Genomic DNA, 26,359 nt, shown 5'->3' with positions numbered 1-26,359 from the left:
CCGGATCGAGAATTTTTCCTATAGGAAACGAGATTGCCTTGATCGAAGGCCTTTGCGCCGCCGCGAGCGGATCGTGGAAAATCCGCCTATCCTGTATGCTGCAAGGCTCCAGGCAGACCGAATGGGTGCACCCGTGGCCTCCGCCCCAGACCCTGCCGCAATTGCGCTTGCCGCCATAAACCCCCGCGTGTATAGTTTCCGAACTTACTCTTGTTTCGCATTGGAAATTTAAGGGATTCCTGTTATGAACGCTTCGACCATCCTCGCCGATCTCGGCATCGCCCAGGCGGCGCAAGCCGGCGATATTGCGGTTCATTCGCCGATCTCCGGCGAACTCATTGGCCGCGTGGCCAGCCATACCGTCGCCGACGTCGATGCGGCGCTCGCCAATGCGAAGCACGCTTTCAACGTCTGGCGCAATGTGCCGGCACCGCGCCGAGGCGAACTGGTGCGCCTGCTTGGCAATCGTCTGCGCGAGAAAAAGCAGGCGCTGGGCAGCATCATTACGCTCGAAACCGGCAAGATCCTCCAGGAAGGTCTTGGCGAAGTGCAGGAAATGATCGACATTTGCGACTTCGCAGTCGGCCTGTCGCGTCAGCTATACGGCCTGACCATCGCTTCGGAGCGTCCGGGCCACCGGATGGCCGAATCGTGGCACCCCATGGGCACCTGCGTCGTGATCTCCGCGTTCAATTTTCCGGCCGCCGTGTGGTCGTGGAATGCCGCGCTGGCGCTGGTATGCGGCAACGCCGTGATCTGGAAGCCGTCCGAAAAGACCCCGCTCACCGCGCTGGCCGTCAACCAGATCCTCTCCGAAGCGCTGAAGGAATTCGGCGATGCGCCGGAAGGCCTCACCGCGCTGATCAACGGCGGCCGCGACGTGGGCGCGAAACTCGTTGCCGATCCGCGTGCGTCGATCGTCAGCGCTACCGGCAGTACTGAAATGGGCCGTACGGTGGGCGTCGAAGTGGCGAAGCGCTTTGGCCGTTCGCTGCTCGAACTGGGTGGCAACAACGCCGGCATCGTTGCGCAAAGCGCCGATCATGAACTCGCAATGCGCGGCATCCTGTTCTCCGCGGTCGGCACCGCGGGCCAGCGCTGCACCTCGCTGCGCCGCCTGTTCGTGCACGACAGCATGTATGAACAGACCATCGAACGTCTGAAGCAGCTCTACAGCAAGGTGCCGATCGGCAACCCGCTGGAGAAGGGCACGCTGATGGGCCCGCTGATCGACAAGCAGTCGTTTAACCGTATGCAGGAAGCGTTGCAGCAGGCTGTCGCGGAAGGCGGCAAGGTGTTCGGCGGCGAACGCGTCGAGGTGAAGGGCTATGAAAGCGGCTATTACGTGCGCCCGGCGCTCGTCGAAATGCCGTCGCAAACAGCGGTTGTGTTGAAGGAAACTTTCGCGCCGATTCTCTACGTGCTGCGCTATACGGACTTCGCAGATGCGGTCGACGCGAACAACGCCGCGGTACATGGCCTGTCTTCGTGCGTGTTCACGAACGATCTGCGTGAAGCAGAACGTTTCCTCTCGGCGGCCGGCAGCGATTGCGGGATTGCCAATGTGAACATCGGACCGAGCGGTGCGGAAATTGGCGGTGCGTTCGGCGGTGAGAAGGAAACCGGCGGCGGCCGCGAATCGGGTTCGGATGCGTGGAAGGCGTATATGCGCCGCGCGACCAACACGGTCAACTATTCGTCGGCGCTGCCGCTCGCGCAGGGTATCGACTTCAATATCGACTGATTTTCCGGCTGACCGCGTGGTTCACGCGGTCAGCGCATGCTTTCGGTGGAGCCTTGTCGTGAGTTCGAAAGTCGTAATCGTCGGCGGTGGCGTGATCGGCAGCTCGATCGCGTATTTTTTGCGGGTTTCGGACCCGACCGTGAGCGTCACCGTGATCGAGCGCGATCCGACCTATGCGCGCTCGTCGTCGGCGTTGTCCGCGGCGTCGATCCGTCAGCAATTCTCGACACCGTTGTCGATCCAGATGTCGCTGTTCGGCATCGAGTTTTTGCGTTCGATCGGCGAGCGTCTGGAGATCGACGGCGCGAAACCTTCGATCGATCTGCATGAAGGCGGCTATCTGTTCCTCGCCACACCGGCTGGCGAGCCGACCTTGCGCGAGAATCACGCGCTGCAAAAAAGCCTTGGCGCCGACATCAGTCTGCTCGAGAAAGCGGCATTGCAGGCGCGTTTCCCATGGCTCAATACCGAGGGTCTGGTGGCGGGCGCGTATGGCGAAAGCGGCGAGGGCTGGTTCGACGGTTATGGCCTGGTGCAGGCTTTGCGCAAGAAGGCGCAGGCGCTCGGCGCGCGCTACGTGGCCGATGCTGTGACAGCGTTGGACCGCGATGGCAAGCGTGTCACGCAAGTGATGACGGCGGGCGGCGAAACGTTCCCCTGCGACGTGGTGGTGAACGCAGCGGGAGCGTGGTCGCGCAAGGTCGCGCAGATGATAGGCATCGACATTCCGGTGTTCGCGCGCCGCCGCAGTATTTTCAACGTCAGTTCGCCCGCGCAACTGGGACATTGCCCGTTGCTGATCGATCCAACTGGCGTCTATTTCCGCCCCGAAGGCAAGTCGTTTATCTGCGGGACGTCGCCGAGTGCGGATAACGATCCGGACGATCTGCCGCTCGACGAGGTCGACCATGCGCTGTTCGATGAGGTGATCTGGCCGACGCTGGCGCATCGCGTGCCGCAATTTGAAGCGTTGCGCGTACAGAACTGCTGGTCGGGCTACTACGAATACAACGTGCTGGATCAGAACGCGATTATCGGCCATCACCCGGAGGTCGATAACTGTATCTTTGCCAACGGGTTTAGCGGTCATGGCCTGCAGCAAGGGCCGGCCACGGGGCGCGGGGTCAGTGAACTGATTCTGAACGGGCGTTATACGACGCTCGATCTGTCGTCGCTTAATTTTGAGCGCGTGCTGGAGAACCGGCCGATCGTCGAAAAGAACGTTGTCTAGGTGCGGACATGCGCGGTTGCGTTGGTCGTCACGTTGCAGGCGCCTTTTGGCATTGCACCAGTTGAACCCGGCCTCGCGCCGGGTTTTTTCATTGTGCGCTGAGTGATTCCGAAAACTCAAAACGTAGTGATTAGATATCGTTTGCCGCGCGCGGGGTTGCTGACCACAATCGGTGCTGGCGCTGGATCGCGGCGCGCCCCAAGCCCTTAAGGCTAGACTTTTCGCCCGCTCACTTAACCGTCTGCCACGAGCCTGCGGTCTACCACTACGACACCATGTACTCGTTCACCCCACCGTTCGAAGCACCGACTGGCTCACCGATTCGTGAGCTGTTCAAGTACCTCGGACAGCCGGGCATGATCTCGTTCGCAGGCGGTTATCCGGCGAGCGAATTGTTCGATCGTGCAGGTCTTGACGCAGCGGCGGCGCGCGCATCGCAGCAGAGCGCCCTCTGTCTGCAATACGGTCCAACCGACGGCTTGCCGGTCCTCAAAGAGGAGCTCGCCAGACTGATGACGCTGCGCGGCACGCCGTGTACGCCACAGGAATTGCTGGTGACGACGGGCTCGCAGCAAGGCTTCGATTTGCTGCTACGCGTGATGGTGGGCGCTGGCGATGTCGTACTGGTCGAACAGCCGGCTTATCCGGCGACGCTGCAGGCGCTCAAGTTGCAACAAGCCGAGGTGATCACGATCCCGGTCGATCAGGATGGCCTCGACGTGAATGCGTTGGCCACGCTACTTGAAGCGGGCACGCTCGAGCGTCCCCCGAAGCTGCTTTACACGGTGCCTACGTTTGCGAATCCGACCGGTGCGACGCTTTCCCATGACCGCCGGATTGCATTGCTGAAGCTGGCGGCGCGTTATCGGTTTCTCGTTGTTGAAGATGATCCATACGGTGATCTGCGGTTTGCGGGTGAGGCGGTGCCATCGCTGCTCGCGTTGAGCGCCCAGGTGCCCGGCTCGCGCGATTGGCTCGTGCACTTTTCGAGTTTGTCGAAGATCGTGGCGCCGGGTTTGCGCGTGGGCTGGACTGTGGCACATGCGGAGATTCTGCGGCGTTGTACGGTCGCCAAGCAGACCGTGGATCTGTGCACCTCGTCGTTGACTCAGGTGATTGCAGCGGAATATCTTGCGAGCGGTGCGCTTGAAGTGCATCTGCCGCAGATCATCGCGGCCTACGCGTTGAAATGCACGACGCTGTGTGATGGGCTCCAGACGCATCTGAAAGATGAGATTGCGTTTCATCGTCCTGCGGGCGGGATGTTCGTTTGGGGACGGCTTAGCGACGGATTCGACGCGTCCGTTTATCTGAAGGCGTGTATCGAACAGAACGTGATGTTTGTGCCTGGCGTCGCGTTCTATAAGGACAATGTTGACGTCGCGTCATTGCGATTGTCGTTTGCGGCGCCTGGCGTGAGCGATATCGAAGAAGGTGTGCTGCGGCTGAAGCGGACGCTTGACGCGTTTGGCGGGGCGTGAAGATTGCGGTGGCGCGTGCTGTGCCATCGATAACCCCTACCCCACCCGAAAATGCTGCAACAACGCAAACCCATGCACGCCATGCAGCGACACATGTCCCGCCACAAACCACGCAGCGATCCAGGAAGCCCCGACCACCAGCAGATCGCAGTGCCCGCTATTCCACCAGTTAAGCGAGTGACGCCCTGCAATCCATGGCACGCCAAGCGGGTTGGGCCAATCCGCGAGTAAATGCATCAAGCCGCCGCAAGCGAAGCCAAACGCGATTGCAGCAAACGGATGCAACTGCCCAAGCCAACGATACGACAACACCAGCAGTACGACCCACCCAATGCCCCAATGCGTGACGGTGCGGTGAGTGATCCACAAGCGCCGCTTGCGAGACCACCATGCCACCTCCATCCAGTCGGGAGCCGTACCGCCGGCTACGGCGGCGATAAAACTCAACAACACCCACAGATGAAATGGACCGCCCGCGCCACTGCGCGCAACAATGGCTGCGGCGATAACACCGGCCGCGAAGCCGGTGGCGTGATGTGCTTTGTTCGATGCCATCGGAAGTGCGCGGCGCTACGAGCGCCACCTGAGTACGAATACGAAGGGCCGCTATATTCGCAGATGCCAGCACAAAAAGACAGCGCCGCGCGTGCAGTGCAGGCGCGGCGCGAGAGACTCACTCACATTCGTCAAGCGGCGATCGCCGCAAAGCGCAAAACGCAGACGCAGACGCAACGCCCGCCACTTAAGTCGCGCAGCGCGCGATATCGAAGCGCATTTCCGGTTCCGGCGGATCGTCCGGCGAGTTGGCCGGTCGCATCACCTTGATCACGGACCCAGCGCTGACAGGAGTGAGCGTCACGAAGTAAGAAGTGTTCGAATCCGATCCAACGGCCAGTTCGGTCGCACCGCCCACGGACGACGCCCGTACGCGCGAAAGACGGCTCTCCAGGCACTGTGTAATGTCGGAGGTGGTGCGCTGCGACGTCACGAACACGAGCGGTTGCGAGGCATCGCGCGTAGGGCCGGACGAGCCGCAGGCTGCAAGTGTGAGAGCAGTGGGGACGAGCAAAAGAAGAAGTTTTTTCATGATTGGATCGTCGGCGCTCCCGGCCGGGCGCGGGAACTGGGCCATGGGCGGAGAACGTGGTGCTCCGCGACGAAGCCGCCGGTCAACCGCGGCGAGCGCCTGACGAGGCAAGCAACGTGGAAGGCGGCTGCATCGAGTATACCTGCGTATGCATGACGGTTCGACACTTGTGCATTTCGCGCGTCCATAAAAAAACGCGCGCGTGACACAATCACGCGCGCGTTTTCAACAGTCTCAGCAGACCGGATCGTTCGACCCGGCCTGCGGCTTCGTTAGAAGCGGTGACGCAGACCGACAGTCGCTGCCACCTGGTTGCCGTTCGACGACGGCGACAGCGTGTTGATCATAGCCACGTTCGCGCTGCCATCGCCCAGCGTGCCCGACGCATGCTGGTACACGCCTTCCAGGTAGAAGTCGGTGCGCTTGCTAAGCGAGTAGTCAGCTTGCAGCGAAACGGTTTGCCACTTCGGATCGCCATCGCTCGTGCCGCCCGTCGCATGGCCGTTCGTGAACGTGTACGCTGCGTTCAGGCTCAGGGCCGGGGTCAGAGCGTACTTGCCGTTGACTTCATAGTTGTCGAGGTGCAGGTTCGTACCCGTCGGCACCGTGAAACCCACGCCGTTCTGGTCGCCAGCGATCAGGTTGTCGTCCTGCGTATGAGTCCACAGCAGGCCAACCGTAGCCGGACCAAACGAATAGTTCGCGCCCACGCCATACGTGCGCTGCGTTACTGCCGTCAGGTTGGCGTCGCTGCCCGCGCCTGCCGACACTGCGCCGCCCGAGTTCGTGCTGCCCAGCGAGTTGTTCAGTTGCAGGTAGGCAGCAGCCACGTTCAACGGACCATTGGTGTACGAAGCGCCGGCGCTATATGCGCGGTTGTTCGCGAAACCACCCGCGTCGTTGCTGAAGCCGTACAAGCCGCCGAAGTGGAAACCGGCGTAGTTCGCGCTCTGGTACTTGACTGCGTTCTTGATCGAGAACGAGTTGTCGAGATTGTCGTTGTCGAACGGGTGAGCGGCGAGGTTGTTGCCGTAGCCCGAACCTGCTTCCGACAGCGGGCCGAGGTAGTCGACCACGGAGTCATATTGACGGCCGAGGGTCAGCGTACCGTACTGGTCGCTTTGCAGGCCAACGAAAGCTTGACGGTTGAACAACGTGTTGCTTTCGTTGAACTGGCCGTTGTTAATGTTGAAGCCGTCTTCCAACGTGAAGATGGCATGCAGGCCGCCGCCGAGGTCTTCGCTGCCACGCAGGCCGAAGTACGTATCCGACACCGTGCCGCTACCTTGTTGCCAGTTGTTGTGGCCACCCTGGTTGTTCGTGTAGACCAGGCCGGCGTCCAGCGTGCCGTACAGTGTGACGCTGCTTTGTGCGTGGGCGTTGATGGCGAACGCGCCCATGATGCCCGCGATGATAAGGGTTTTTTTCATGCTTTTTAACTCCGAGACAGTCCGTAGAGAATCGCGATATAGGACTTAATGCCGATGCCGCCGGCCGCCTAGTGATTCGCAGCGAAGTGTATTACGTCTAATCCATTGATTAACGTTGGATGACGCAACAATGCTTTTCCGAATCAGGAATGGCGCGTTTGATCAGACGTAAGTGCAAGTAAATAAAGTGAATTTCTGTTTGATTTATTGGGTGTCACGATGCTGTCAACTGTTTTGATGTTGTACATGCGCGACGCCCGTTCCTGGTGGCTGAGAGCCTTACGGACTATTGGTTGAGCGACAGCATTTTGATTCTTGAGTTTCAGGAAATAGATTATTCCATCTGACGCTGTGATTACGCTGGGTTACTCGATTTACAATTAAGCGCACCCTTTGACCGAGGGTGTCTTTTTCATCTGTTTATACGCGGCCTTCGGGCCGCGTTTTTTTATTCCATATCGAATTCGATTATAAGTTCCGGGTAATTTTGAAAAACATTTTTCTATAAATGGAAAGAATCGGGCGCCTCGACCGAAAGGAGTAGGCCGTCCTTGGCGGCCGCGCGGACAGGTAGAATCGAACCCTGAGCCTTGTGCTGATGAACCTGTTCCGAACCTGAGCGACCCTGCAATGACCGAAAAGCCCCTTCCTTCGCCCGACACCGCTGCCTATTCCGCGACGGAAGACCTCCCCGAAGTGCCCGAGACCCAGCACGACGCGCGTTTGTGGCGCGATGACGGCTGGACGGCGCGCGTCATCAAGAACCAGGACGACGACGGCTGGGCGGTGGAAATGATCAAGGACGGGGAGGCGGAACCTGCGTTGGTCGGACCATGGACGATGGGGCGTGACAAGAAGAACCCGAAGCCGCTCGACACGGGTGCTTTCAATACATTGGTGAAGACGGCGTCGGAGGTACTGCGCCGCCATGAGCAGCAGTTGCACGCCATGCTGCACAAGCGGGTCACGGTAGATTCGCCGTCCGGCGATGGGGAGCTGGCGGTCACGCTCGACATCGTGCCGAGCGAAGATGATCCCTACGCGCTGCTGACCGCGTTCGACGCCTTGGGCGAGCAGCTCGCGCAGGTGAAGGTGGCGCCGAACTTCAAGCTAGGCAAAGCAAACGCTACGGCGTGGGTGGAAGACGGCTTCCGTCGGCCGAACTGAATCGGCGCTAAAGCCGAATTAAACGTCCAGGCGCGGCGCTACCGCCCGTCTCAATTCCGCTTGCAGAAAATTGCCGTGACGTGTGGGGCGACGTGATGCACGATCGCCGCCGTGCTGCCGGCCTGTGTCATCGCGTCCTGCACGCTCGAATCGCTGCCCCAAACCACGGCGCCGTAGGCCGAATTGGCAAGCGGCTCGCCGTCGCCGGTACGGAACATCGGATCGTCCTTTTCGAAGCCGACCACCGCGAACACGTGAAAGCCGAAGGCGGTCAGATCGGCCCCTTTGGCCGGCTTGAATGCATTGATCGAATTGCTTTCGACGCGCGTCGGTGTTGCGTCGATCAATTGCTGCTGGGCGAGGTCCGCAATGAACTGGTGGCCAGATTCGTTGCAGGCAAGCGACGCGTCGAGCGCCGTGGCGGCGTGGCCGGCAAGCGGCAGGGCTGTCGCGGACAAGACGAGCAGGGCGGTCGAAAAAACGTGCTTCATAGCCTTCGGGGTAGCGTGATCGAAATGGCGAATTCGCCGCGTGGCAAGACTGGAAAGGCCTCCGCGCGGGGTTGCGCTTCTGGATTACACAGCGTTACAGGCGCAACTGGATTCGCACTCTACCAACGTTCGGGGATTTGTGCTGAGGTCCGCCCCTGGCAACGGTTAGAGGGATTTTTGTTGCGGAGAAGAGCAAGATTTCCTGTAACCGTATATATTTCCGGGTTATGAATTCGCGACCAATACCCTTAAAAAACGTTCCGGTCCCAACAACGTGGGACGCGAGGCTCGCCCGCCGGCTCGTGACGCCGCTTGTGAACACGTTTGTCACGCCTAATCACCTCACTACCCTGCGCCTCCTGATCGGCGTGGCAGGCGCGCTGGGCTTGGCCCGTGGCGGTTTTGCCTGGACCAACGCGGGCGCACTGCTGATCGTGTTGTCGAATTTCGTCGACCACACGGACGGCGAGCTCGCGCGCATCAGAGGCAAGTCGAGCCGGATCGGTCATTTTTACGACCTGGCTTGCGACGCGCTGGTGACGGTCCTGTTGTTCGTCGGCTTGGGCCTCGGCATTGGCCCGGTGCACGAAGCCGGTCGGGTCTTGCCGGGCGGCCTCCTTGGAGGCCTCGCCGGAGTGGCGGTCGCCGTGATTTTCTTCCTGCGTATGCGGATTGAAGACATGGAAGGCAAGTCGGGTACCAAACAGGCAACGGTGGCCGGTTTCGAGACCGAAGACGTGCTGTATCTGCTGCCGCTCGTCACGCTGACCGGCATCATCACGCCGTTCGTCGTGGCTGCTTCGATCGGCGCGCCGCTCTTTGCCATCTGGGTGATCGTCGACTATCGCCGCGCGCTGCGTCGCACTGCACGCCCAGTGGCCGAGACCAGTCAGATGCAGGTTAGCCAATGAGTACGCAGGTCGAAGAACACGTGGTCAGCCAGGCCTCGTTCCAGCAGGTATCCGGCGCGCCAGCACCCGCGGCGGCTCCCGAGGCGGATCGCGTAGTGGCCGGCCGTACACGCCAGTTCGACACGGCAGGTCTGCACAAGAGCTTCGCCGACCAGGGCGCCTTCCTCTACATGGAAGACTTCCTGGCGCCCGAGGTGACGGCGCAACTGGTGCATAGCGCCCGCGCGCTGCTCGACGAGGTGAACCGCAACTACCTCCCGGGACACAAGCAGGGCGGCAGCGTCAGCCGTCACACGATCGACCGTCTCGCGCCGTTCATTGCCGAGCTGTATCGCTCGAAAGAGCTGATCGGCTGGCTGGAGCAGTTGAGCGGCGACAAGCTGATGGTCTCGCCGGCCGACGACCCGCACGCCTATGCGCTGTACTACTACATGCGGCCGGGCGACCATATTGGATGGCACTACGACACCTCGTACTACGACGGCCGCCGCTATACGCTGCTGCTTGGCGTGATCGACGAATCGTCGTGCCGTCTCGATTACGAACTGCATACGCGCAATCCCGACGTGCCGGACGTGCCCGGCTCCGTACAGATTCCGCCGGGCGGCCTGGTGTTTTTCGACGGCGACAAGCTGCGCCACCGCATCACGCCGGCGGCCGCTAACGAATTTCGCGTCTCGCTGACGTTCGAATATGTCACCGATCCGAACATGCGCCCGTGGCGCCGTTTCATCTCGAACATGAAAGACGCGATCGCCTACTTCGGCTTCCGCCAGGTGTTCCGTCAGATGATCAAAGGCAAAGGGGCCGGCGCATGACTCGCGCGGCCATGATCCTGCTGACGATCGGCGTGGCGCTGTTCGTCGCGCTGCTCGCCTGGCAGGGCCTCGGTTCCGTTACCTCGACGCTGATGGTGGCCGGTTGGGGCCTCGCGCTGGTGGCCGCATTCCATTTCGTGCCGCTGGTGCTCGATTCAGCAGCGATTGCCGTGTTGTTCGACCGTCGCCGCGATGGCGTGAGCGCGCTCGATGCGCTGCTCGCGCGTTGGACCGGCGAGTCGGTCAACAGCCTTTTGCCGGCAGGGCAGATCGGTGGCCCCGTGGTAATCGTGCGGCAACTGTCGCAACGCGGCATGCGCATGCGCGATGCAGCCGCTGCGATCACGGTCAGTACCACGATGCAGGCGCTCGCGCAAATCGTCTTTGCCGTGCTCGGCCTGCTGCTGTTCGGCGCCTATGCGGCGCAAGGTGCGCTGCACGACCTGCGAACCGCGACTTTTATTGCCACCGCTATACTCGCAGGAATGATTGCACTGTTCTTCTTCGCCCAGCGGCGCGGCCTGTTCGGGCGGCTTTTGCGGGTGGTGTCGAAGGTGTTCGGCAAGCGCGACTGGTCGTCACTGACCATGCGCGCGGACGCTGTCGACGGTGCCGTGCAGGCGCTCTATCGCGACCGCGCCCGTGTGCTGGCGAGTTTTGCGCTGAGCCTGGTAGGCTGGATCGTCGGCACCGTGGAAGTGTGGCTCGCGCTGCGCTTCCTCGGCCATCCGGTGGGCTGGATCGACGCGTTGCTGCTCGAAAGCCTGGGTCAGGCGATTCGCGGCGCCGCGTTTGCGATTCCCGGTTCGCTTGGCGTGCAGGAGGGCGGTTATCTGCTGCTCGCGCCGCTCGTTGGCTTGCCGCCGGAGGCGGCGCTGGCGTTGTCGCTTGCCAAGCGCGCCCGCGAGCTCCTGTTGGGCTTGCCGGGCCTGTTGTACTTGCATTTCAGTGAAAGAAACTGGCAGCGTCGGCGCGCGACGCGGGTGCCGGCTGTCGACAAATCTTACTTTTAGAAAGGGACCGCGCATGCGTGCCATTATTCTCGCTGCGGGCCTTGGCCTGCGTCTCCAGCTTCCGCCTGGTGAACAGTTCCCGAAGTGTCTGCTGCAGTTCGACGGCGTGAGCCTGCTCGAGCGGCATCTGCAGATGCTCGAAACCGCTGGCGTGACCGACGTCGTGCTGGCGCTGGGGTTCCAGCCGGAACTGGTCGCGGCAGAGTTGAAGCGCATCAACTGGCCGCACCCGGTCGAGACGGTGATCAACCCGCGTTTCGACCTCGGCAGCGTGCTGACGGTGCACACCGTGGCGGACGCGTTGACGCGCGGCGGCGACGTCTTGCTGATGGACGCCGACGTGCTGTATGACGAGCGCATCCTGAACGCCCTGGTGGCGGGCGAGACGGCCAACCGGCTGCTGATCGACCGCGATTTCGAAGCGGGCGACGAGCCCGTCAAGCTGTGTCTGAAAGACGGCGTGCCAGTGGAGCTGCGCAAGCAGCTCGCGGTTAACCTCGAGTACGACACGATTGGCGAGTCGGTCGGGTTCTTCCGTTTCCGCGAGCAAACCGCGCAGCGCTTTGCGCAGATCGTGGCGGGCTACATCGATAGCGGTCGCTCGAACCTGCCGCACGAAGAAGCGGTACGCGACCTGCTGCTCGAGGGCGGCCAGGTGTTCGATACTGCCGACGTGACCGGCGCACCGTGGATCGAGATCGACTTCCCGAACGATGTCGTGCGTGCCCGCACCGAGATCCTGCCGCAATTGCAGCCGCTGGTCACAGCGCCGCGTTAAGCTTCGCTTGCCGCGTTTCTATGCGATTGTGAGTGTGCCGGCCGATGCCGGCACACTTGTTTTCTGCACGCTTCGTTGCATCCTCAACCATCTCGCACAAATCCCACGCAGGTTCACAACAGCATGCCGTGCTGTGTAAATCACCTTCCTTAACAACATCTGTTGTCAGGGCAATGCGATAATTGCGCCTTTACGCCGACGGTTTCGTCAGCCGTCGTCTTGCCAATGCCTCTCGCCCTGGGTGCATTCATCGTTCCGTTGATCGTCGCATGTGCGATGTTCATGGAAAACGTGGACGGCACAGTCATCGTGACCTCGCTCCCGGTTCTCGCGCGCGACCTCGGCCAAAGTCCCATTACACTTAAGCTTGCCATCACGAGTTATGTGATCGGCCTCGGCGTCTTCATTCCCATCTGCGGTTGGGTGGCCGACCGCTTCGGTTCGCGCACGGTGTTTCGCACGGCAATCGGCATCTTCATGACCGGCTCGCTGATGTGCGCTGCATCAAGCTCCCTCGGCACGTTTGTGTTTGCGCGCTTCGTGCAAGGTCTCGGCGGTGCGTTGATGGTGCCGGTCGGACGCATCATCATTTTCCGCTCGTTGCCGAAGTCGGAGTTCATCCGGGCCATGAACTACCTGACGGTGCCTGCGTTGCTCGGGCCCGTGCTTGGGCCGCCGCTCGGCGGGTTCATCACTACCTATCTGCATTGGCGCCTGATCTTCTTTATCAACATTCCGATCGGCGTGCTCGGCATCTGGCTCACCAACAAGCACATCGCCAATGCCCGCGAGGCGCATCCGGGACGGCTCGACTGGTTTGGCTTTGTGTTGTCGGCGGCCGGTGCTTCGCTGTTTATGCTGGGCGCGTCGTTGGTGGGCGGCGAACTGGTGTCGAACAGCCTGTCGCTCGGCATGTGCGTGGCAGGCGCCGCGTTGCTGCTCCTGTACTGGCTGTATGCGAGCCGCGTTGAACTGCCGGTGCTCGATCTGCGCCTGCTGCGCATTCCTAGCTTCCATGCGAGCGTGCTAGGCGGCTCGCTGTTTCGTATCGGTCTCGGCGCGGTGCCTTTTCTGCTGCCGTTGGCGTTACAGGAAGGGCTTGGCATGACTGCCTTCGTCTCGGGTTCGATTACCTGCGCCTCGGCGTTCGGTTCGTTCTTCATGAAGGCGGCTGCCTCGCGGGTGCTCGAGCGCTTCGGCTTCCGCAAGGTGCTGATGGTCAACGCGGGCCTCGCGGGCCTGGCGATTGCCGTCTACGGACTGTTTTTCCCCGGCATGCCGCATTGGGCTATCTGGTGCATCGTACTGTTCGGCGGCTTCTTCCCGTCGCTGCAGTTCACCTCGCTGAATACGCTTGCCTACGCGGATATCCCTGCCCGCGACATCGGCCGCGCCACCAGCGTGGCGAGCGTGATCCAGCAGATTTCGCTTGGGCTCGGCGTGACGATCGGCGGCATGGTGCTGGAGATTTCGCATCATCTGCAGGGGCATCCTGCGATCGTATGGTCGGACTTCTGGCCTGCATTTCTGGTGGTGGGATTGTTCTCGCTCGGCTCTATTCCTGTGACGGCGCGTCTGCCGCAGGGTAGCGGCGATGAGATCGCAAAGGGGACCCGGGGGCGTGCGTAAGCGTTGCATGAGGGACATGAGGCACATACGAGGCGTGCGCTCAAACGACGCGAACAAGTGGCTTCACTGCAGCACGGCAAAGTTAGGACTACAGGTTGTGCCTTCGCAAACGTTGTCGAGCGTGCTATAAGCCCAAGGCAGACGTTTCGTTTAGTCAGGGAATGGTCAAGGAGGACAGTCAATGTCAGTAGGCAAAGTAAAGTTGTCCGCTAGTGCATTTGCAGCAGCCGCATTCTTTACCGTATCAAGCGGTTTTCTCGAGACCGCCCCGGCGTATGCCAAGGCCCCTCAGCAAGCCACCGTTCTGGATGCCTCGGCCGTCGCCGTGGCCGACAAGTTCAGCGCCGATGCCGCCGAGCAGATCTTCAAGGAAGGCGGCAATGCCGTCGACGCCGCCGTGGCGATTGCCTTTACGCTTGCCGTGACGTATCCGGAAGCCGGCAACATTGGCGGTGGCGGCTTCATGACGCTGTATGTCAACGGCAAACCCTACTTCCTCGACTATCGCGAGAAGGCGCCGCTTGCGGCCACACGCAATATGTATCTCGACGACAAGGGTGAGGTCGTCAAGGGCATGAGCCTCTTCGGTTATCGCGCCGTGGGTGTGCCGGGCACGGTCGAAGGCATGTGGGAAGCGCAGCGCCGTTTCGGCAAGCTGAAGTGGAAGCAGGTACTGGCCCCCGCCATCAAATACGCTACCGACGGCTTCGAAGTGAGCGAGCAGTTGCAGCAACGCCGTGACGCTTCCGCTAAAGACTTCGCAGGCAAGACCAACTTCGATACCTACTTTGGCAATCTCAAGCAGGGCGTCAACTTCAAGCAGGCGGACCTCGCCGCTGTGTTGACGCGTATCGCCAACGAGGGTGCCAAAGACTTCTACGACGGCAAGACTGCCAACCTGATCGCCACATCCATGCGCGGCCATGGTTTGATCACGAAAGAAGACCTGCACGAATATAAGGCCATCTGGCGTGAGCCGGTCCAGGCGGACTGGAATGGCTATCACGTGATTACGGCACCGCCGCCGAGCTCAGGCGGTGTGGGTCTCGTGCAATTGTTAAAGATGAAGGCGGATATCGCACCCGACTTCAAGGACGTGCCGCTCAACTCGGCGCAGTACGTGCACCTGATCGCGGAAATCGAAAAACGCGTGTTCGCCGACCGCGCTCAGTACCTGGGTGACCCTGACTTCTACAAGGTGCCGGTCGATCAGTTGATTGACGATGCATACCTTGCCAAGCGTGCTGCCGAGGTCAACCCGACCACGCCATCGGATACGAAGAGCGTACAGCCGGGGTTGGGCACGTCGATGCCGGAGAAGGCTGAAACCACGCACTTCTCGGTGATCGACAAGTGGGGCAATGCCGTCTCGAACACCTACACGATCAACGGCTACTTCGGTTCGGGTGTCGTGGTGGACGGCACGGGTATTGTGCTCAACGATGAGATGGACGACTTTTCGGCCAAGCCGGGCGTGGCGAACATGTTCGGCGTGGTGGGCAGCGATGCGAATGCGATCGCACCGAAGAAGCGTCCGCTTTCTTCGATGACTCCGACTATCCTGACGAAGGACGGCAAGGTGTCGCTGGTGATCGGCACACCGGGTGGTTCGCGCATCTTCACGTCGATCTTCCAGGTGATCAACAACGTCTACGACTTCAACATGCCGTTGCCCGATGCTGTCGCCGCGATGCGCTTTCATCACCAGTTGTTGCCGCCGAATACGATCTTCTGGGAGCCGTACATGCCGATCACCGGCGACCTCGCGCAGCAGATCGAGGCGAAGGGTTACGTGTTGAAAGGCCAGGATTTCAGCGGCGACATTCAGGCGATCAAGGTCAACGGTGATACGCCCGAGCCCGCTGCCGATCCGCGTGGCCGTGGCGTGACGCGCGTGATTCAGTGAACGTTTGAAATGGCGGCGGGTGTGGGCACATTCAGCGCAGCGCCCCCGCCATGCAGCGAGACAAGTCTCGCGCAGCCGATGCGCGAGTGCTTACAATTCTGTAAACCGCCCGAAGAATCGTGCCCATGCCGCCTTGTCGTCCTCGGAAAGGGCTGCGTTCGACGTAACGCCGAACGCCTCTTCGCGGGCTTTGACACAGGCGTCGATAAATTGCTGCAGGGCGTCGCGATCGGCAAACACCAACTCGCGTCGCGATGCGGCAATTTCAACGCGCGCTGGGGTTTTCGTCACACGCGGCACGCCGGAGTCGTCGTAGTCGGCGGTGTTCCGCGTGACTCGCACCTGATAGTTGCTTGTCACATCGCTCTCCTGTGTCGGCGTTGGCGCTAAAGCACCTACGCCGGTCCCATGCAGTTTGATTGCGGTCGAGGGTCGGTTTCCTCAGTATAGAAAATCGCCGTGACACTGGTGCGTTTCTCTTCGCATCAATCTCAACTCGCCTGTTCCACCGGAGTCAGCGTCAGTTCGAGCTGTTGCGCGCCGCGCAACACCGTCACATTGACCGGGCGGTCGATGCGCGACGCATCCAGCACACGTTGAAGGCTATCAACCCCATCGACGTGCAGCGCGTCGATCGCGACGATCGTGTCGTCGGTGCGCAGTCCGCCAAGCGCGGCTGGGCTCGCCTTGACGATTTCCATCACCCGCACCCCAGTCTCCGAACTGAGTCCAAAGTAGCGCTGCACACGCCGCGACAGCGGCGTCGTGGTGCCCGCTACGCCGATATACGCACGGCGCACACGGCCATGCGCGAAGATCTGCATGATGACCCACTTGGCGGTGTCGATTGCGGTGGCAAAGCAGATGGCCTGCGCACCGGGGATGATAGCCGTGTTCACGCCGATCACCTGGCCCGCCGAGTTGATCAGCGGGCCGCCCGAATTGCCAGGATTCAAGGCCGCGTCGGTCTGGATTACGTCGTAGATCATGCGGCCTGAGTTCGAGCGTAGCGAGCGGCCAAGGGCCGACACCACGCCGGTTGTGACGGTCTGCTGGAGGCCGAGCGGGTTGCCCACCGCGATCGCAATCTGACCGACCCGCAGCCGCCCGGATTCGCCAAGCTCGACGTGCGGCAACGGTTCGGCCGAACCGATCCGCAGCACGGCGAGGTCGCTGCCGGGGTCGTCGCCGACCAGATCGGCGTCGAACTGGCTGCCGTCCGCGAGCGTCACGCGGATCTGCGCGGCGCCATGCACGACATGGCTATTGGTCAGCAGGTAGCCGTCCGGTGTGAACAGAAAGCCCGAACCGGTGCCGCCGCGCGCGCCGCGGCCGCTGGGATGGGCGGGGGTTCGGTGTTCGACGGAAATGAAGACGACTGCCTGCTGGACACGCTCCAGCGCGCCGATCACGGTGCGCGAGTAAGCGTCGAGCAGGGCGTCGTCGGACAGCATGGACGGCGCGGCGGACCCGCCAGGCGCAGCGGGCTCAGACGCCGCGCGCGACAGGTCGTCGATAAAACGGGGACGGCTTCCCATGATGAAGCTCCGGACAAGGCGGGAGCCTAAGTGCGGAGCTGTCTGCCTGTTTTCAAGACACGGGAAAGGGGGTGCGAAACTGGCCGTAGGCCAATTTAAAGGTGGCCAAAACTGGTTATCATGGTTTGCATACGGTGATTTGCGCGCGGATCAGCGATGGATGAGCGGAAATGCGGAAATCATCCGTGGCGGCCTTTCAGGCGTGAGCTCATGTCGCCCCAGTAATAACAGTGACACCTCGGTGCTCGATAATCGCGCGGTTGCCGCAGCGGTTCGCGCGGTGCGCCTACCTATTCCCCGTTTCAGGAGAGTCGCGATGAAAGAGCAGGATCCCAGCGCCGATACGGCATCGATGGCAGAACGGCAGCGCCGTTTTGAAGAGGATCTCATCGACGCGTACGACGAAGAGCTCGAGATGGAGGTGGATGACCGCATCGGCGATGGTGAAGCGGGCTTCTCAGTCGAGCATCGCGAGGCGCGCAAGCATTACTTCCGTGAACTGTTCCGTCTGCAAGGGGAGCTGGTCAAGCTGCAGGACTGGATCGTCGCCACAGGGCACCGTCTGGTAGTGATTTTCGAGGGGCGCGACGCGGCAGGCAAGGGTGGCGCGATCAAGCGCATCACCCAGCGCCTGAACCCGCGCGTGTGCCGGGTTGCGGCATTGCCGGCGCCAAACAATCGCGAGCGCACGCAGTGGTATTTTCAGCGCTATGCGACGCATCTGCCGGCGGGTGGTGAGATGGTGCTGTTTGACCGCAGCTGGTACAACCGGGCGGGCGTCGAGCGCGTGATGAACTTCTGTACCGACGAAGAGTACGAGGAGTTTTTCCGCTCGGTGCCGGAGTTCGAGAAGATGCTGGTGCGCAGCGGTGTGCAGATTATCAAGTACTGGTTTTCGATCACGGACGAAGAGCAGGAGATCCGCTTTCAGACCCGCATCCACGATCCGCTCAAGCAGTGGAAGCTCAGCCCGATGGACCTGGAAAGCCGGCGCCGCTGGGAGGCGTACACCCATGCGAAGGAAGTGATGCTGCAGCGCTCGCATATTCCCGAGGCGCCGTGGTGGGTCGTGCAGGCCGTCGACAAGAAGCGCGCGCGTTTGAATTGCATTCACCATTTGCTGAGCCAGGTGCCGTACCACGAGATCGAGCATCCGGCGATCAACCTGCCGGAGCGTGTGCACAACAGCGAGTACAGCCGGCAACCGGTGCCGGGCAATATGATCGTGCCGGAACTGTATTGAGTTTAAGTGGATCGATGTGACAAAAAAAGCGCGGCTTGTGAGCCGCGCTTTTCTTTTGGCTGGCGGGTTGTGGCGGCCTATCGTGCCGCCACAACCCCGTCCGCTGAATCTTCAAAACACGTGCAGGAACACCCAATACAAGCCTGCTGCCAGCGCGATCGAAACCGGCAGGGTCAGCACCCACGCCAACAGCAGGCTGCGTACGGTACTCCATTGCAGGCCGGAACCGTTGGCCGCCATCGTGCCGGCTACGCCTGACGACAGCACGTGGGTCGTCGACACCGGCAGACCGTAGACGTCAGCCGCGCCAATCGTCAGCATCGCCACCAGTTCCGCCGACGCGCCTTGCCCGTAGGTCAGATGCTGCTTGCCGATTTTCTCGCCAACCGTCACGACAATGCGCTTCCAGCCCACCATCGTCCCCAGGCCGAGGGCGATCGCTACTGCGACCTTGACCCACGTCGGGATAAATTTGGTGGCGCCGTCGATCTGCTTCTTGAAGTTATCGACCACCTTGTCGTCATCCGCGGAAAAGTCGGGCTGCTTGGCCTTGTCGATCAGGCGAATCGCTTCCGAGACGACGTACATGTTGTTGCGCACGTTATCGACGACATCCTGCGGCACGGCTGCCATTGACCCGGACGCACCGACCTGCTGGCCGATCTGCGTGGTCAGTTGCTGGAGCGCAGGCAGCGTCGCTGGCGTCAGTTTACGTGTCTGCACATAGGCTTCGACGTCGGCGCGCGGATGGGCCGAGGGCGGCGCGCCATTGGTGTATTTGCCGAACGTCGTGGCGGCCTGTTGCGATACAGCGATGAAGGTTTGCGTTTCCGCGGGCGTCACGGCCTTGTTCAATGCGTAGGCGGTCGGCACCGTACCGATCAGGATCAGCATGATGAGGCCCATGCCCTTCTGGCCGTCATTCGAACCGTGCGCGAACGAGACGCCCGTGCAGGTCAGGATGAGCAGGCAGCGGATCCAGAACGGCGGCGGCTCGTTACCCTTCGGTTCGGCGTAGAGGGCCGGCACGCGTACGACCGCTTTCAGGACCATCAGCAGCAATCCGGACAGCAGGAAGCCGACGATCGGCGAGAACACGAGCGACTTGCCGACGCCCAGCGCCTGGTTCCAGTCCACGCCGCTGGTGCCGCTGGAGCCGTGCATCAACTGGTTCATCAGGCCCACACCGATGATCGAGCCCACCAGCGTGTGCGAGCTCGACGAGGGCAAGCCGAAGTACCACGTGCCGAGGTTCCAGATGATCGCCGCGATCAGCAGGGCGAACACCATCGCGAAACCCGCGCTGTTGCCGACCTGCAGGATCAGTTCGACGGGCAGAAGCTGCAGCACGCCGAAGGCGACTGCGCCGGTCGATGTCAGGACGCCCAGGAAATTCCACGTGCCTGACCAGATCACCGCGAAATTCGGCGCGAGCGAATGGGTGTAGATGACGGTGGCGACGGCGTTCGCGGTGTCGTGAAAGCCGTTGACGAACTCGAAACCGAGCGCGATCAGCAACGCGACGCCAAGCAACAGGTACGGCAGAAAGCTGAGCGATTGAACCGACTGCAGATCGCTGACCAGATGGGCGGCACAATACACCGCACCAATTGCGATTACGATCAGGAAAATGATCATACCAATGTTGCGGCTTCGGCCGCTCGTGGTAGGCGTTTGCGGGTAAGACAGTTCCGGCATGGCGTTGCCCCAAAAAGTAGTCGCGTCAACGTTTCATGCTGGTTTACGAATATGTCGTGTTTATGACAGACATGTGTCTTTCGGGCCCTTTGAAAGCAACGAAAGGGCGTAAGCCTTACCTGGTAAGGTTGCCCCATCGGAAAATCGCATACGAGAACCAACTACTATTTCGATTTGCTACGCAAATTCTGGCGCTTGACTGTGGAGTCGAGGTGTCATTTCAAAATCAATTCGTCATACGAAGTAATTTGTCTGTCCATTGGAACGATTGCATGTTGTGCGCAGGGGCCGGTATATCTTCGCGCTCGTGGTGGCGAAAGGACGTTCGCGGCGAACGCGTAAAATGTCACTTCGCTTTGCCGCACCCGATCAGAGACGCCCTTGAAACGAAAAATGCCCGCGCTCAATGCGCTCAAAGCCTTTGAAGTGGCTGGCCGCACTGGCAGCTTCACACGTGCCGCCGAATTGTTGAATGTCACGCAGAGCGCGGTCAGCCGGCAAGTGCGCCAACTGGAAGAGCAACTCGGGGAGTCCCTGCTGCAACGCCGCCATCACCATCTTGAGCTGTCGGCGGCGGGGCGTCTGCTTCTGCAGGCGCTGCAGCAATCGTTCGACAAGATCGAACTGACCGTGCGCAGCATTCAGGAAAAGACTCACCTTAACCGTTTGCGTATCAATGCGCCGCCCACCTTTACGAGCCGCTGGCTGATGCCGCGTCTGGGACGCCTGCGCGACGAACATCCGGAGCTTGAACTGAGTCTGTCGACGCGCGTCGAGGACAAGCTCGCCGAATCGGGGGTACTCGATTGTGCGATCCGTTTCGGTGACGGCGAATGGGAAGGCTTTGACAATCGCTTGCTGATGAGCGAGCGGCACGTCGCGGTTTGCTCGCCGGCGCTGCTCGCGCGGCATGCGGGGCAACAGGGCATCGACCTGAATCAGTTCACGCTGCTACACGTACTCGCGAACGACGAACAACGCTATCTGACCTGGCAGCATTGGCTAAAAGCGGCGGGAATCGTCGGTGTCGATACGACCGCGGGCTACGAATTCGATCTGCTCGATCTGGCGATTCGCGCCGCCGTCGACGGTCTTGGCATCACGATTGCCGACCGCCATATGATCGCGCGCGAACTGGCAACCGGTGAACTCGTGCAGGTGCTGAACGTGCACGTCGATGGCCACCAGTCGTACTGGCTGGTGACGCGCCCCGAGCAGGGCGATTTGCCGCAACTGGCCTTGTTTCGCGATTGGCTGCAGCACGAAATGTGGTCTACCGCACGTAACCTGGAGCCGTCGGCATCGTCACCGGATCGGCTGATCAGCGGGCATTGAGTCGCGATGTGGCCACTGCGATCCTTATCGGCCTTCGTCGCCCAGGCTGCTTTTAACAGTCTTTAGCGACCTTGGTTGCCTTAGCCGCCAAGGCTCAGTGGCTATTCACCACGCATAAGATCGCGCCAACGGCTTAGGCATGCCAACAAATGCGCTCTTCTTACAATCGCGCTAGCCGAGATCTTTCAAGCCGCCCGAGCGGGTTGATTAAGGTCCTGTAAGTTAAGCATTCCGCTTAAAAGCTCGCGTTCTGCGGTGTTCTGCACGTTCAGCCCAAGGCACCCGCCCTGGATTTGCGCGAATCTCTATACACTGGCTTTGCGGGGACGAATCGCAAGATCGTCTTGAAGAACAAGGTAAGGCCGCGCGACGGGGAACGGCTGGAAGTTCCGTGCGAGCCTACGCCAACAAGAAGAACTGAGAGCAAGCGTATGGGGCAGTCAAGCGAAGAACCAGCAGGAGAATCACCGGGATTTCCGGGTGTAGCACGTCAGCCAAGGGTGAGCGCGACACTGCGCGCCACGCTGCTCGCGTTCGCGGTGACGATGCTCACCTGTTTGCTGAGTGGCGCACTCAAAAGCATGGCCGGCGAAATTGCGGCCATCTGGCTTGCGAATGCTTTGCTGCTCGGCCAGATGATGGCGGCCGCGCCAGCCCAGCGCTACTGGGTGCTCGCCGGCGGCATAGCAGGCAATATGGCGGCCAATCTGCTTGGCGAGAGCCTTGCGGTGTCCCTCTCTTACACGTTTGCCGATACGCTCGAGGTGCTGATTGCCTTTAGCTTTGCACCACGCATGACTACGATCGCCGAACTGCTGCGGCCCAAAGCGCTCATCAGATTTCTGGCCGGCGGCGTGATACTCGCACCGCTCGTGTCCGGCGTGCTCGCATGCACGTTGTTGCGTGAACAACTGAGCGGTAATCTGCTGCCCAATTTCGCCAACTGGTTCGTTTCGGACGCACTAAGTCTGGCCATCTTTACGCCCGGAGCGCTCGTGCTTTGGAGTGGCGAGGCAGCGCAGTTGTTGCGTGGCGAGCGGCGTGTAAAGACCTTGGGACTGCTCCTGCTGGTTTGTGCGGTGACGACTGGCGTCTTTGCACAAAGCCAGTTCCCTTTGCTTTACTGGGCGTTGCTGCCAATCATGCTGCTGGCGTTTCAGGCAGACCTCGCTAGCGTCATGGTTGGCTTGCTGCTGTGTCTTGCCATTGCAGTGGCGTTCACCATGCACGGCATCGGACCGCTTTGGATGTATCCGTATGAGAACATGGAAGCGCGCATCTTTTCGCTGCAACTGTTTTTGCTGGCTGCGTTAGGCATTGCACTGCCGATCAGCGCGACTCAGGTTTCGCGCAGCCGCCTGGTGGGACTGTTGCGCGAGGGTGAGCGGCGCTACCGGATCCTGGCGGAGAACGCGACCGACATCGTCATGAGCGTGACGCTCGATGGTCGTCTAACCTATGTTTCGCCGCGCGCTCAAACGGTTATGCGCCGCGATCCTGATGAACTGATCGGTGAGTACTTTCCCGATCTGGTCATTGCCGACGACCGCGACGCGCTGGCTACGGCTATCGAAAAACTGGCCACCGGTGCGAGCGAGGTATCGCAGGTGAGCCGCTTCAGACGACCCGACGGTCAGATCCTGTGGCTTGAAACGTACCTTCGTCCGGTGATCGATCCGTTTTCCGGGCAGCCCGAAACGCTGACGGCGACGGCACGCGACGTCACGGCACGCAAGGCCGCCGAACAACGTCTTGCCGAGGAACGTCTCGAACTGCAGGGGCTAGCGTATCGCGATGGTTTAACAGGGCTCTTTAACCGTCGGCACTTCGATCGCGAACTGGAGCATCAGTGGCGGCACCTCGCGGAGGCGGAGGACTCCAGCTTTACGGCAGTCGTGATGATCGATATCGACGCCTATAAGAGTTTTAACGACCACTACGGTCATCAGCGCGGCGACGACTGTCTGCGCACGATCGCGCAGGCGATTGCCTTGTCGGCGCGGCGTCCCTCGGATATCGTGGCCCGCTATGGCGGTGAAGAGTTCGCGCTGGTCCTTAAGGACACCGATCTGCACGGCGCACGGCGGGTCGCCGAGCGCATCCGTCTGGCGGTTGAAGCGCTGCAGGTGCCACACCTCGCGAGTCCCGCCGGGGTAGTGACCGTGAGTCTGGGTGTCGCAGCACAACAGCCGCGCCAGGGTGGCGATGCAAGTGGTCTGGTGGCGGCAGCGGACCGCGCCCTATACGTTGCCAAACGGCGAGGTCGCAATCAGATCTGCGTGTCTGAGAGCGACGACGCAGGTCTTGGCTCGCTTGCCTGATATTTGTCGGCAGAGCTAAGCCGGCCAGAACATTCCCACTGCCGCGAGCGTCATCACCGCAGTCGCGATCCATCCCACCCAGCGCAACAGACCGGTCACGATAAACTCGCCCATGATTTCCCGGCGCCCCGACATGAGCATGACCAGCACCATGATCGGTACCGCCGCTAGCCCGTTCACGACGGCGCTCCAGTAAAGCGCATCGATCGGATCGAAATTTACAAACGTGAGTATGACGCCGCCGAGAATCGCGATCGCGATCACCGCATAAAACTGCTTGGCGAGGCTAACCTGCAGCGCCAGGCTGTTGCGCCACTTCATCGTGCCGGCAGCGGCGTAAGCCGCGGACCCCGCCAGCACAGGAAGAGCGAGCAGGCCGGTGCCGATGATGCCGAGGCTGAACAGCAGGAATGCGAATGAACCGGCAATCGGCTTTAAGGCGCTTGCGGCGTCGGCGGAAGTGGTGATCTGGATGTGATGGGCGTGCAAGGTCGCCGCAGCAGCAAGAATGATGAAGAACGCCACGCCGTTCGACATCGCCATGCCTATCCACGTGTCGAAGGTGATGCGGCTGAGTTGGGCGTTTGCCTGCTGCGGCGCGCGCAGCAATGCCTCTTGCCCTGGTTCGGAGCGAATCTCTTCTACTTCCTGCGAGGCTTGCCAGAAAAACAGATAAGGGCTGATCGTGGTGCCGAGCACGGCAACGACGGTCGTCAGATAGTGGCCGGAGATTTGAATGGGCGGTTTGACAATGCTTAGGCCAACGGCTTTCCAGTCGACCGGAATGACAAACACGATCGCAACGTACGCAAGCAAGACGAGCGTGAGCCACTTAAGGATACGGGCATAGCGCTCGTATGGCATAAAGACCTGCAGCAAAAGGGAAAACGTGCCTAGCAGAACCACGTAAATCTGCACGGGACCGCCGAGTACAAGCTTGGCGGCCGCACCCATTGCCGCGAGGTCAGCGGCAATATTGATCGTATTCGCAACCAGCAGAACCATCACGGCGGCGTACAGGACCTGCGAAGGATAGTGGCGGCGCAGGTTGGTGGCGAGTCCGCGGCCGGTAACCCGTCCCATGCGCGCGCTGATCGATTGAATCGCAACCATCAGCGGGAAGGTGAGCAGCATGGTCCACAGCAGACCAAAGCCGAATTGTGCGCCGGCTTGCGAGTAGGTTGCGATGCCGCTCGGGTCATCGTCGGCCGCGCCCGTGACGAGGCCCGGACCCAGGCGCCGGGTCCACGACCGGCCGGCCTCATCTTCAACCACAAGCTCTGGATCTAATGGTTCAGTGGGCACGTTGGTTCCTTGAAGGTGGCGGCCGGTTCGCAGCTAGCCTGTGCTGGTCAGCATTATTCGTGCCACGGGTTTGAGTGGACGAATGGGGATGACCTATGCTCAGTTCTATTAATGAAACAGTCATCCGCCCTGCAAGCCGATATTTTTTGAGCGATGCAGTGCCGATAAAGGGTTATGCCTTGTCTCGTTATGTGCGAAACCATAGCGCTTTGTTGTGTGCTCATGGCATAGTGCGACCATCGTCCACACGTAAAGGAGGCACTATGGCCACTCTCGAGCAGATTCAAGCGCGTATGAAGAAACTCCAGGCGCAAGCCGAAACTTTACTAGCCGAACGCGCGCAAAAGGCCGTCGACCAGATCCGCGAACTGATGATCAAGCACGGCTTGACGACTGCGGATATCGAAGCCCGTGCCAAGGCCAGGCGAGAAGCTAAAGCAGCGGGGCGCCGTCTTTCCAATGGCGTTGCGAAGAGTGTCGCTGGCGCCAAGGGCAAGCTACCGCCGAAGTATCGTGATCCTAAAACTGGCGCAACATGGAGCGGTCATGCAAGGCCACCCGCCTGGATCAAGGACGTGAAGGACCGTACCCGTTTCCTTATTGACGGCGCAGCTGGGATCGTATTGAACGGCAGCGGCACTAGCAAAGCGACGACTGCTGCAAGGAAGGTGGCGGCGAAGAAAACGGCTGCGAAGAAAGCGCCCGCCAAGCGGGCCGCTGTGAAAAAGACCGCGGCTAAGAAAGCGCCGAGCGCGAGGGCTCCGGCGAAAAAATCTGCAGCAAAGAAGGCCGCTGCGAAAAAGCCGGTCGCGAAGAGGGCAACCCGGGGTAGGCCGCCGGGTAAAAAGACAGTGCCGAGCGCAGTCGCCGCCTGACGACATCCGCAGATAACAGCTGCAGTTCGCGCCTGAAAACGACATTGGCCCGCCAAGGCGGGCCAATGTTCTGCGGGAACGTGAGTTCCGGCTGCTTACAGCGGCGTGATGTTAGCCGCTTGCTTGCCCTTCGGGCCTTGCTTCACTTCGAAGCTGACCTTCTGGTTTTCCTGCAGCGATTTGAAGCCACTTCCCTGGACTTCAGAAAAATGCGCGAACAGGTCTTCGCCGCCGCCGTCCGGCGTAATGAAACCAAAGCCCTTTGCATCGTTAAACCACTTCACTGTACCTGTTGCCATTTTCCTGAGTTTTCCAAAAAAGACGTGTTGTGTTGGTGTCGTGCCGCCAAGGTCGGCGG

Annotated in this window: 23 protein-coding genes; 14 read left to right on the top strand and 9 right to left on the bottom strand. The window is 60.8% G+C overall.

The genetic code is table 11. From position 1 onward, the window contains the following. Positions 1-244: 244 nt before the first annotated feature. The 3 genes from M0954_RS09100 to M0954_RS09090 all read left to right on the top strand — a co-directional run bounded on the left by M0954_RS09100 (position 245) and on the right by M0954_RS09090 (position 4,456). Positions 245-1,744 (top strand): aldehyde dehydrogenase family protein, encoded by a 1,500-nt coding sequence (locus tag M0954_RS09100; RefSeq protein ID WP_123387039.1) that lies wholly within the window; start codon positions 245-247, stop codon positions 1,742-1,744. Between the two features lie 58 nt (positions 1,745-1,802). Then, positions 1,803-2,975, top strand: a complete 1,173-nt coding sequence (locus tag M0954_RS09095) for an FAD-binding oxidoreductase (protein ID WP_297352751.1) — start codon at positions 1,803-1,805, stop codon at positions 2,973-2,975. Between the two features lie 275 nt (positions 2,976-3,250). After that, complete coding sequence (locus M0954_RS09090; RefSeq protein ID WP_297352749.1) at positions 3,251-4,456, top strand: PLP-dependent aminotransferase family protein; 1,206 nt, start codon at positions 3,251-3,253, stop codon at positions 4,454-4,456. A gap of 36 nt (positions 4,457-4,492) precedes the next feature. Here the strand turns inward: M0954_RS09090 and M0954_RS09085 are convergent, their stop codons facing one another. The 3 genes from M0954_RS09085 to M0954_RS09075 all read right to left on the bottom strand — a co-directional run bounded on the left by M0954_RS09085 (position 4,493) and on the right by M0954_RS09075 (position 6,973). Beyond that, positions 4,493-5,011 (bottom strand): metal-dependent hydrolase, encoded by a 519-nt coding sequence (locus tag M0954_RS09085; RefSeq protein WP_297352747.1) that lies wholly within the window; start codon positions 5,009-5,011, stop codon positions 4,493-4,495. Positions 5,012-5,198: 187 nt separating this feature from the next. After that, the gene (locus M0954_RS09080; protein ID WP_122159467.1) at positions 5,199-5,543 is read right to left on the bottom strand and encodes a sugar ABC transporter ATPase; all 345 of its coding nucleotides are present in this window, start codon (positions 5,541-5,543) and stop codon (positions 5,199-5,201) included. 272 nt (positions 5,544-5,815) lie between these two features. Next, positions 5,816-6,973, bottom strand: a complete 1,158-nt coding sequence (locus M0954_RS09075) for a porin (RefSeq protein ID WP_123387042.1) — start codon at positions 6,971-6,973, stop codon at positions 5,816-5,818. A gap of 630 nt (positions 6,974-7,603) precedes the next feature. On the opposite strand from M0954_RS09075, the gene M0954_RS09070 reads away from it, so the two are divergent. After that, positions 7,604-8,140: a hypothetical protein gene (locus M0954_RS09070; RefSeq protein WP_122158013.1), complete on the top strand. Its 537-nt coding sequence runs from the start codon at positions 7,604-7,606 to the stop codon at positions 8,138-8,140. Positions 8,141-8,190: 50 nt separating this feature from the next. Here the strand turns inward: M0954_RS09070 and M0954_RS09065 are convergent, their stop codons facing one another. Beyond that, on the bottom strand, positions 8,191-8,631 hold the full coding sequence (locus M0954_RS09065) for a hypothetical protein (protein ID WP_122158014.1): 441 nt from the start codon (positions 8,629-8,631) through the stop codon (positions 8,191-8,193). 227 nt (positions 8,632-8,858) lie between these two features. Here M0954_RS09065 and M0954_RS09060 point away from each other — a divergent pair, with 227 nt between their 5' ends. The 6 genes from M0954_RS09060 (at position 8,859) to ggt (ending at position 15,686) form a co-directional block, all read left to right on the top strand. Beyond that, positions 8,859-9,542 carry a CDP-alcohol phosphatidyltransferase family protein gene (locus M0954_RS09060; protein ID WP_297352745.1) on the top strand — a complete coding sequence of 228 codons (684 nt, stop codon included), beginning with the start codon at positions 8,859-8,861 and terminating at the stop codon, positions 9,540-9,542. Then, a complete protein-coding gene (locus M0954_RS09055) occupies positions 9,539-10,360 on the top strand; it encodes a 2OG-Fe(II) oxygenase (protein WP_297352743.1) in 822 nt (273 codons plus the stop codon). Before M0954_RS09060 ends, M0954_RS09055 begins: the two co-directional genes overlap by 4 nt. Next, the gene (locus M0954_RS09050; RefSeq protein ID WP_122158017.1) at positions 10,357-11,373 is read left to right on the top strand and encodes a flippase-like domain-containing protein; all 1,017 of its coding nucleotides are present in this window, start codon (positions 10,357-10,359) and stop codon (positions 11,371-11,373) included. The genes M0954_RS09055 and M0954_RS09050 overlap by 4 nt, the downstream gene beginning before the upstream one ends. A 13-nt stretch (positions 11,374-11,386) precedes the next feature. Next, a complete protein-coding gene (locus tag M0954_RS09045; protein WP_122158018.1) occupies positions 11,387-12,151 on the top strand; it encodes a phosphocholine cytidylyltransferase family protein in 765 nt (254 codons plus the stop codon). 225 nt (positions 12,152-12,376) lie between these two features. Beyond that, positions 12,377-13,780: an MFS transporter gene (locus M0954_RS09040; RefSeq protein ID WP_122158019.1), complete on the top strand. Its 1,404-nt coding sequence runs from the start codon at positions 12,377-12,379 to the stop codon at positions 13,778-13,780. A 181-nt stretch (positions 13,781-13,961) separates the two neighbouring features. Then, positions 13,962-15,686 carry a gamma-glutamyltransferase gene (gene ggt / locus M0954_RS09035; RefSeq protein WP_122158020.1) on the top strand — a complete coding sequence of 575 codons (1,725 nt, stop codon included), beginning with the start codon at positions 13,962-13,964 and terminating at the stop codon, positions 15,684-15,686. Between the two features lie 90 nt (positions 15,687-15,776). On the opposite strand, the gene M0954_RS09030 is transcribed toward ggt, so the two are convergent. Then, positions 15,777-16,046 carry a hypothetical protein gene (locus M0954_RS09030; RefSeq protein WP_122158021.1) on the bottom strand — a complete coding sequence of 90 codons (270 nt, stop codon included), beginning with the start codon at positions 16,044-16,046 and terminating at the stop codon, positions 15,777-15,779. A 131-nt stretch (positions 16,047-16,177) separates the two neighbouring features. Continuing rightward, entirely contained in the window at positions 16,178-17,224 is a 1,047-nt protein-coding gene (locus tag M0954_RS09025; protein ID WP_123388317.1) for a trypsin-like peptidase domain-containing protein, read from the bottom strand. A gap of 316 nt (positions 17,225-17,540) precedes the next feature. On the opposite strand from M0954_RS09025, the gene ppk2 reads away from it, so the two are divergent. Next, entirely contained in the window at positions 17,541-18,467 is a 927-nt protein-coding gene (ppk2, locus tag M0954_RS09020; RefSeq protein ID WP_122158023.1) for a polyphosphate kinase 2, read from the top strand. Between the two features lie 111 nt (positions 18,468-18,578). Here ppk2 and M0954_RS09015 read toward each other — a convergent pair whose 3' ends face one another. Further along, complete coding sequence (locus M0954_RS09015) at positions 18,579-20,165, bottom strand: inorganic phosphate transporter (RefSeq protein ID WP_297352741.1); 1,587 nt, start codon at positions 20,163-20,165, stop codon at positions 18,579-18,581. A gap of 393 nt (positions 20,166-20,558) precedes the next feature. Here M0954_RS09015 and M0954_RS09010 point away from each other — a divergent pair, with 393 nt between their 5' ends. Both M0954_RS09010 and M0954_RS09005 read left to right on the top strand, forming a co-directional pair. Beyond that, positions 20,559-21,500: a LysR substrate-binding domain-containing protein gene (locus tag M0954_RS09010; protein WP_122158025.1), complete on the top strand. Its 942-nt coding sequence runs from the start codon at positions 20,559-20,561 to the stop codon at positions 21,498-21,500. Positions 21,501-22,000: 500 nt separating this feature from the next. Further along, on the top strand, positions 22,001-23,821 hold the full coding sequence (locus M0954_RS09005) for a GGDEF domain-containing protein (protein ID WP_297352739.1): 1,821 nt from the start codon (positions 22,001-22,003) through the stop codon (positions 23,819-23,821). Between the two features lie 15 nt (positions 23,822-23,836). On the opposite strand, the gene M0954_RS09000 is transcribed toward M0954_RS09005, so the two are convergent. Then, complete coding sequence (locus M0954_RS09000; RefSeq protein ID WP_122158027.1) at positions 23,837-25,126, bottom strand: Nramp family divalent metal transporter; 1,290 nt, start codon at positions 25,124-25,126, stop codon at positions 23,837-23,839. 263 nt (positions 25,127-25,389) lie between these two features. Between M0954_RS09000 and M0954_RS08995 the strand changes: the two genes are divergently transcribed. Next, a complete protein-coding gene (locus M0954_RS08995; RefSeq protein WP_297352737.1) occupies positions 25,390-26,001 on the top strand; it encodes an H-NS histone family protein in 612 nt (203 codons plus the stop codon). A 95-nt stretch (positions 26,002-26,096) separates the two neighbouring features. Here M0954_RS08995 and M0954_RS08990 read toward each other — a convergent pair whose 3' ends face one another. Continuing rightward, positions 26,097-26,300: a cold-shock protein gene (locus tag M0954_RS08990; RefSeq protein WP_074266324.1), complete on the bottom strand. Its 204-nt coding sequence runs from the start codon at positions 26,298-26,300 to the stop codon at positions 26,097-26,099. Positions 26,301-26,359 lie beyond the last annotated feature (59 nt).

Source organism: Paraburkholderia sp., assembly GCF_026225065.1.
Lineage (GTDB): Bacteria > Pseudomonadota > Gammaproteobacteria > Burkholderiales > Burkholderiaceae > Paraburkholderia.
Note: the sequence above shows the minus strand (reverse complement) of the source record. Positions and strands in the feature narration are given on the sequence as shown.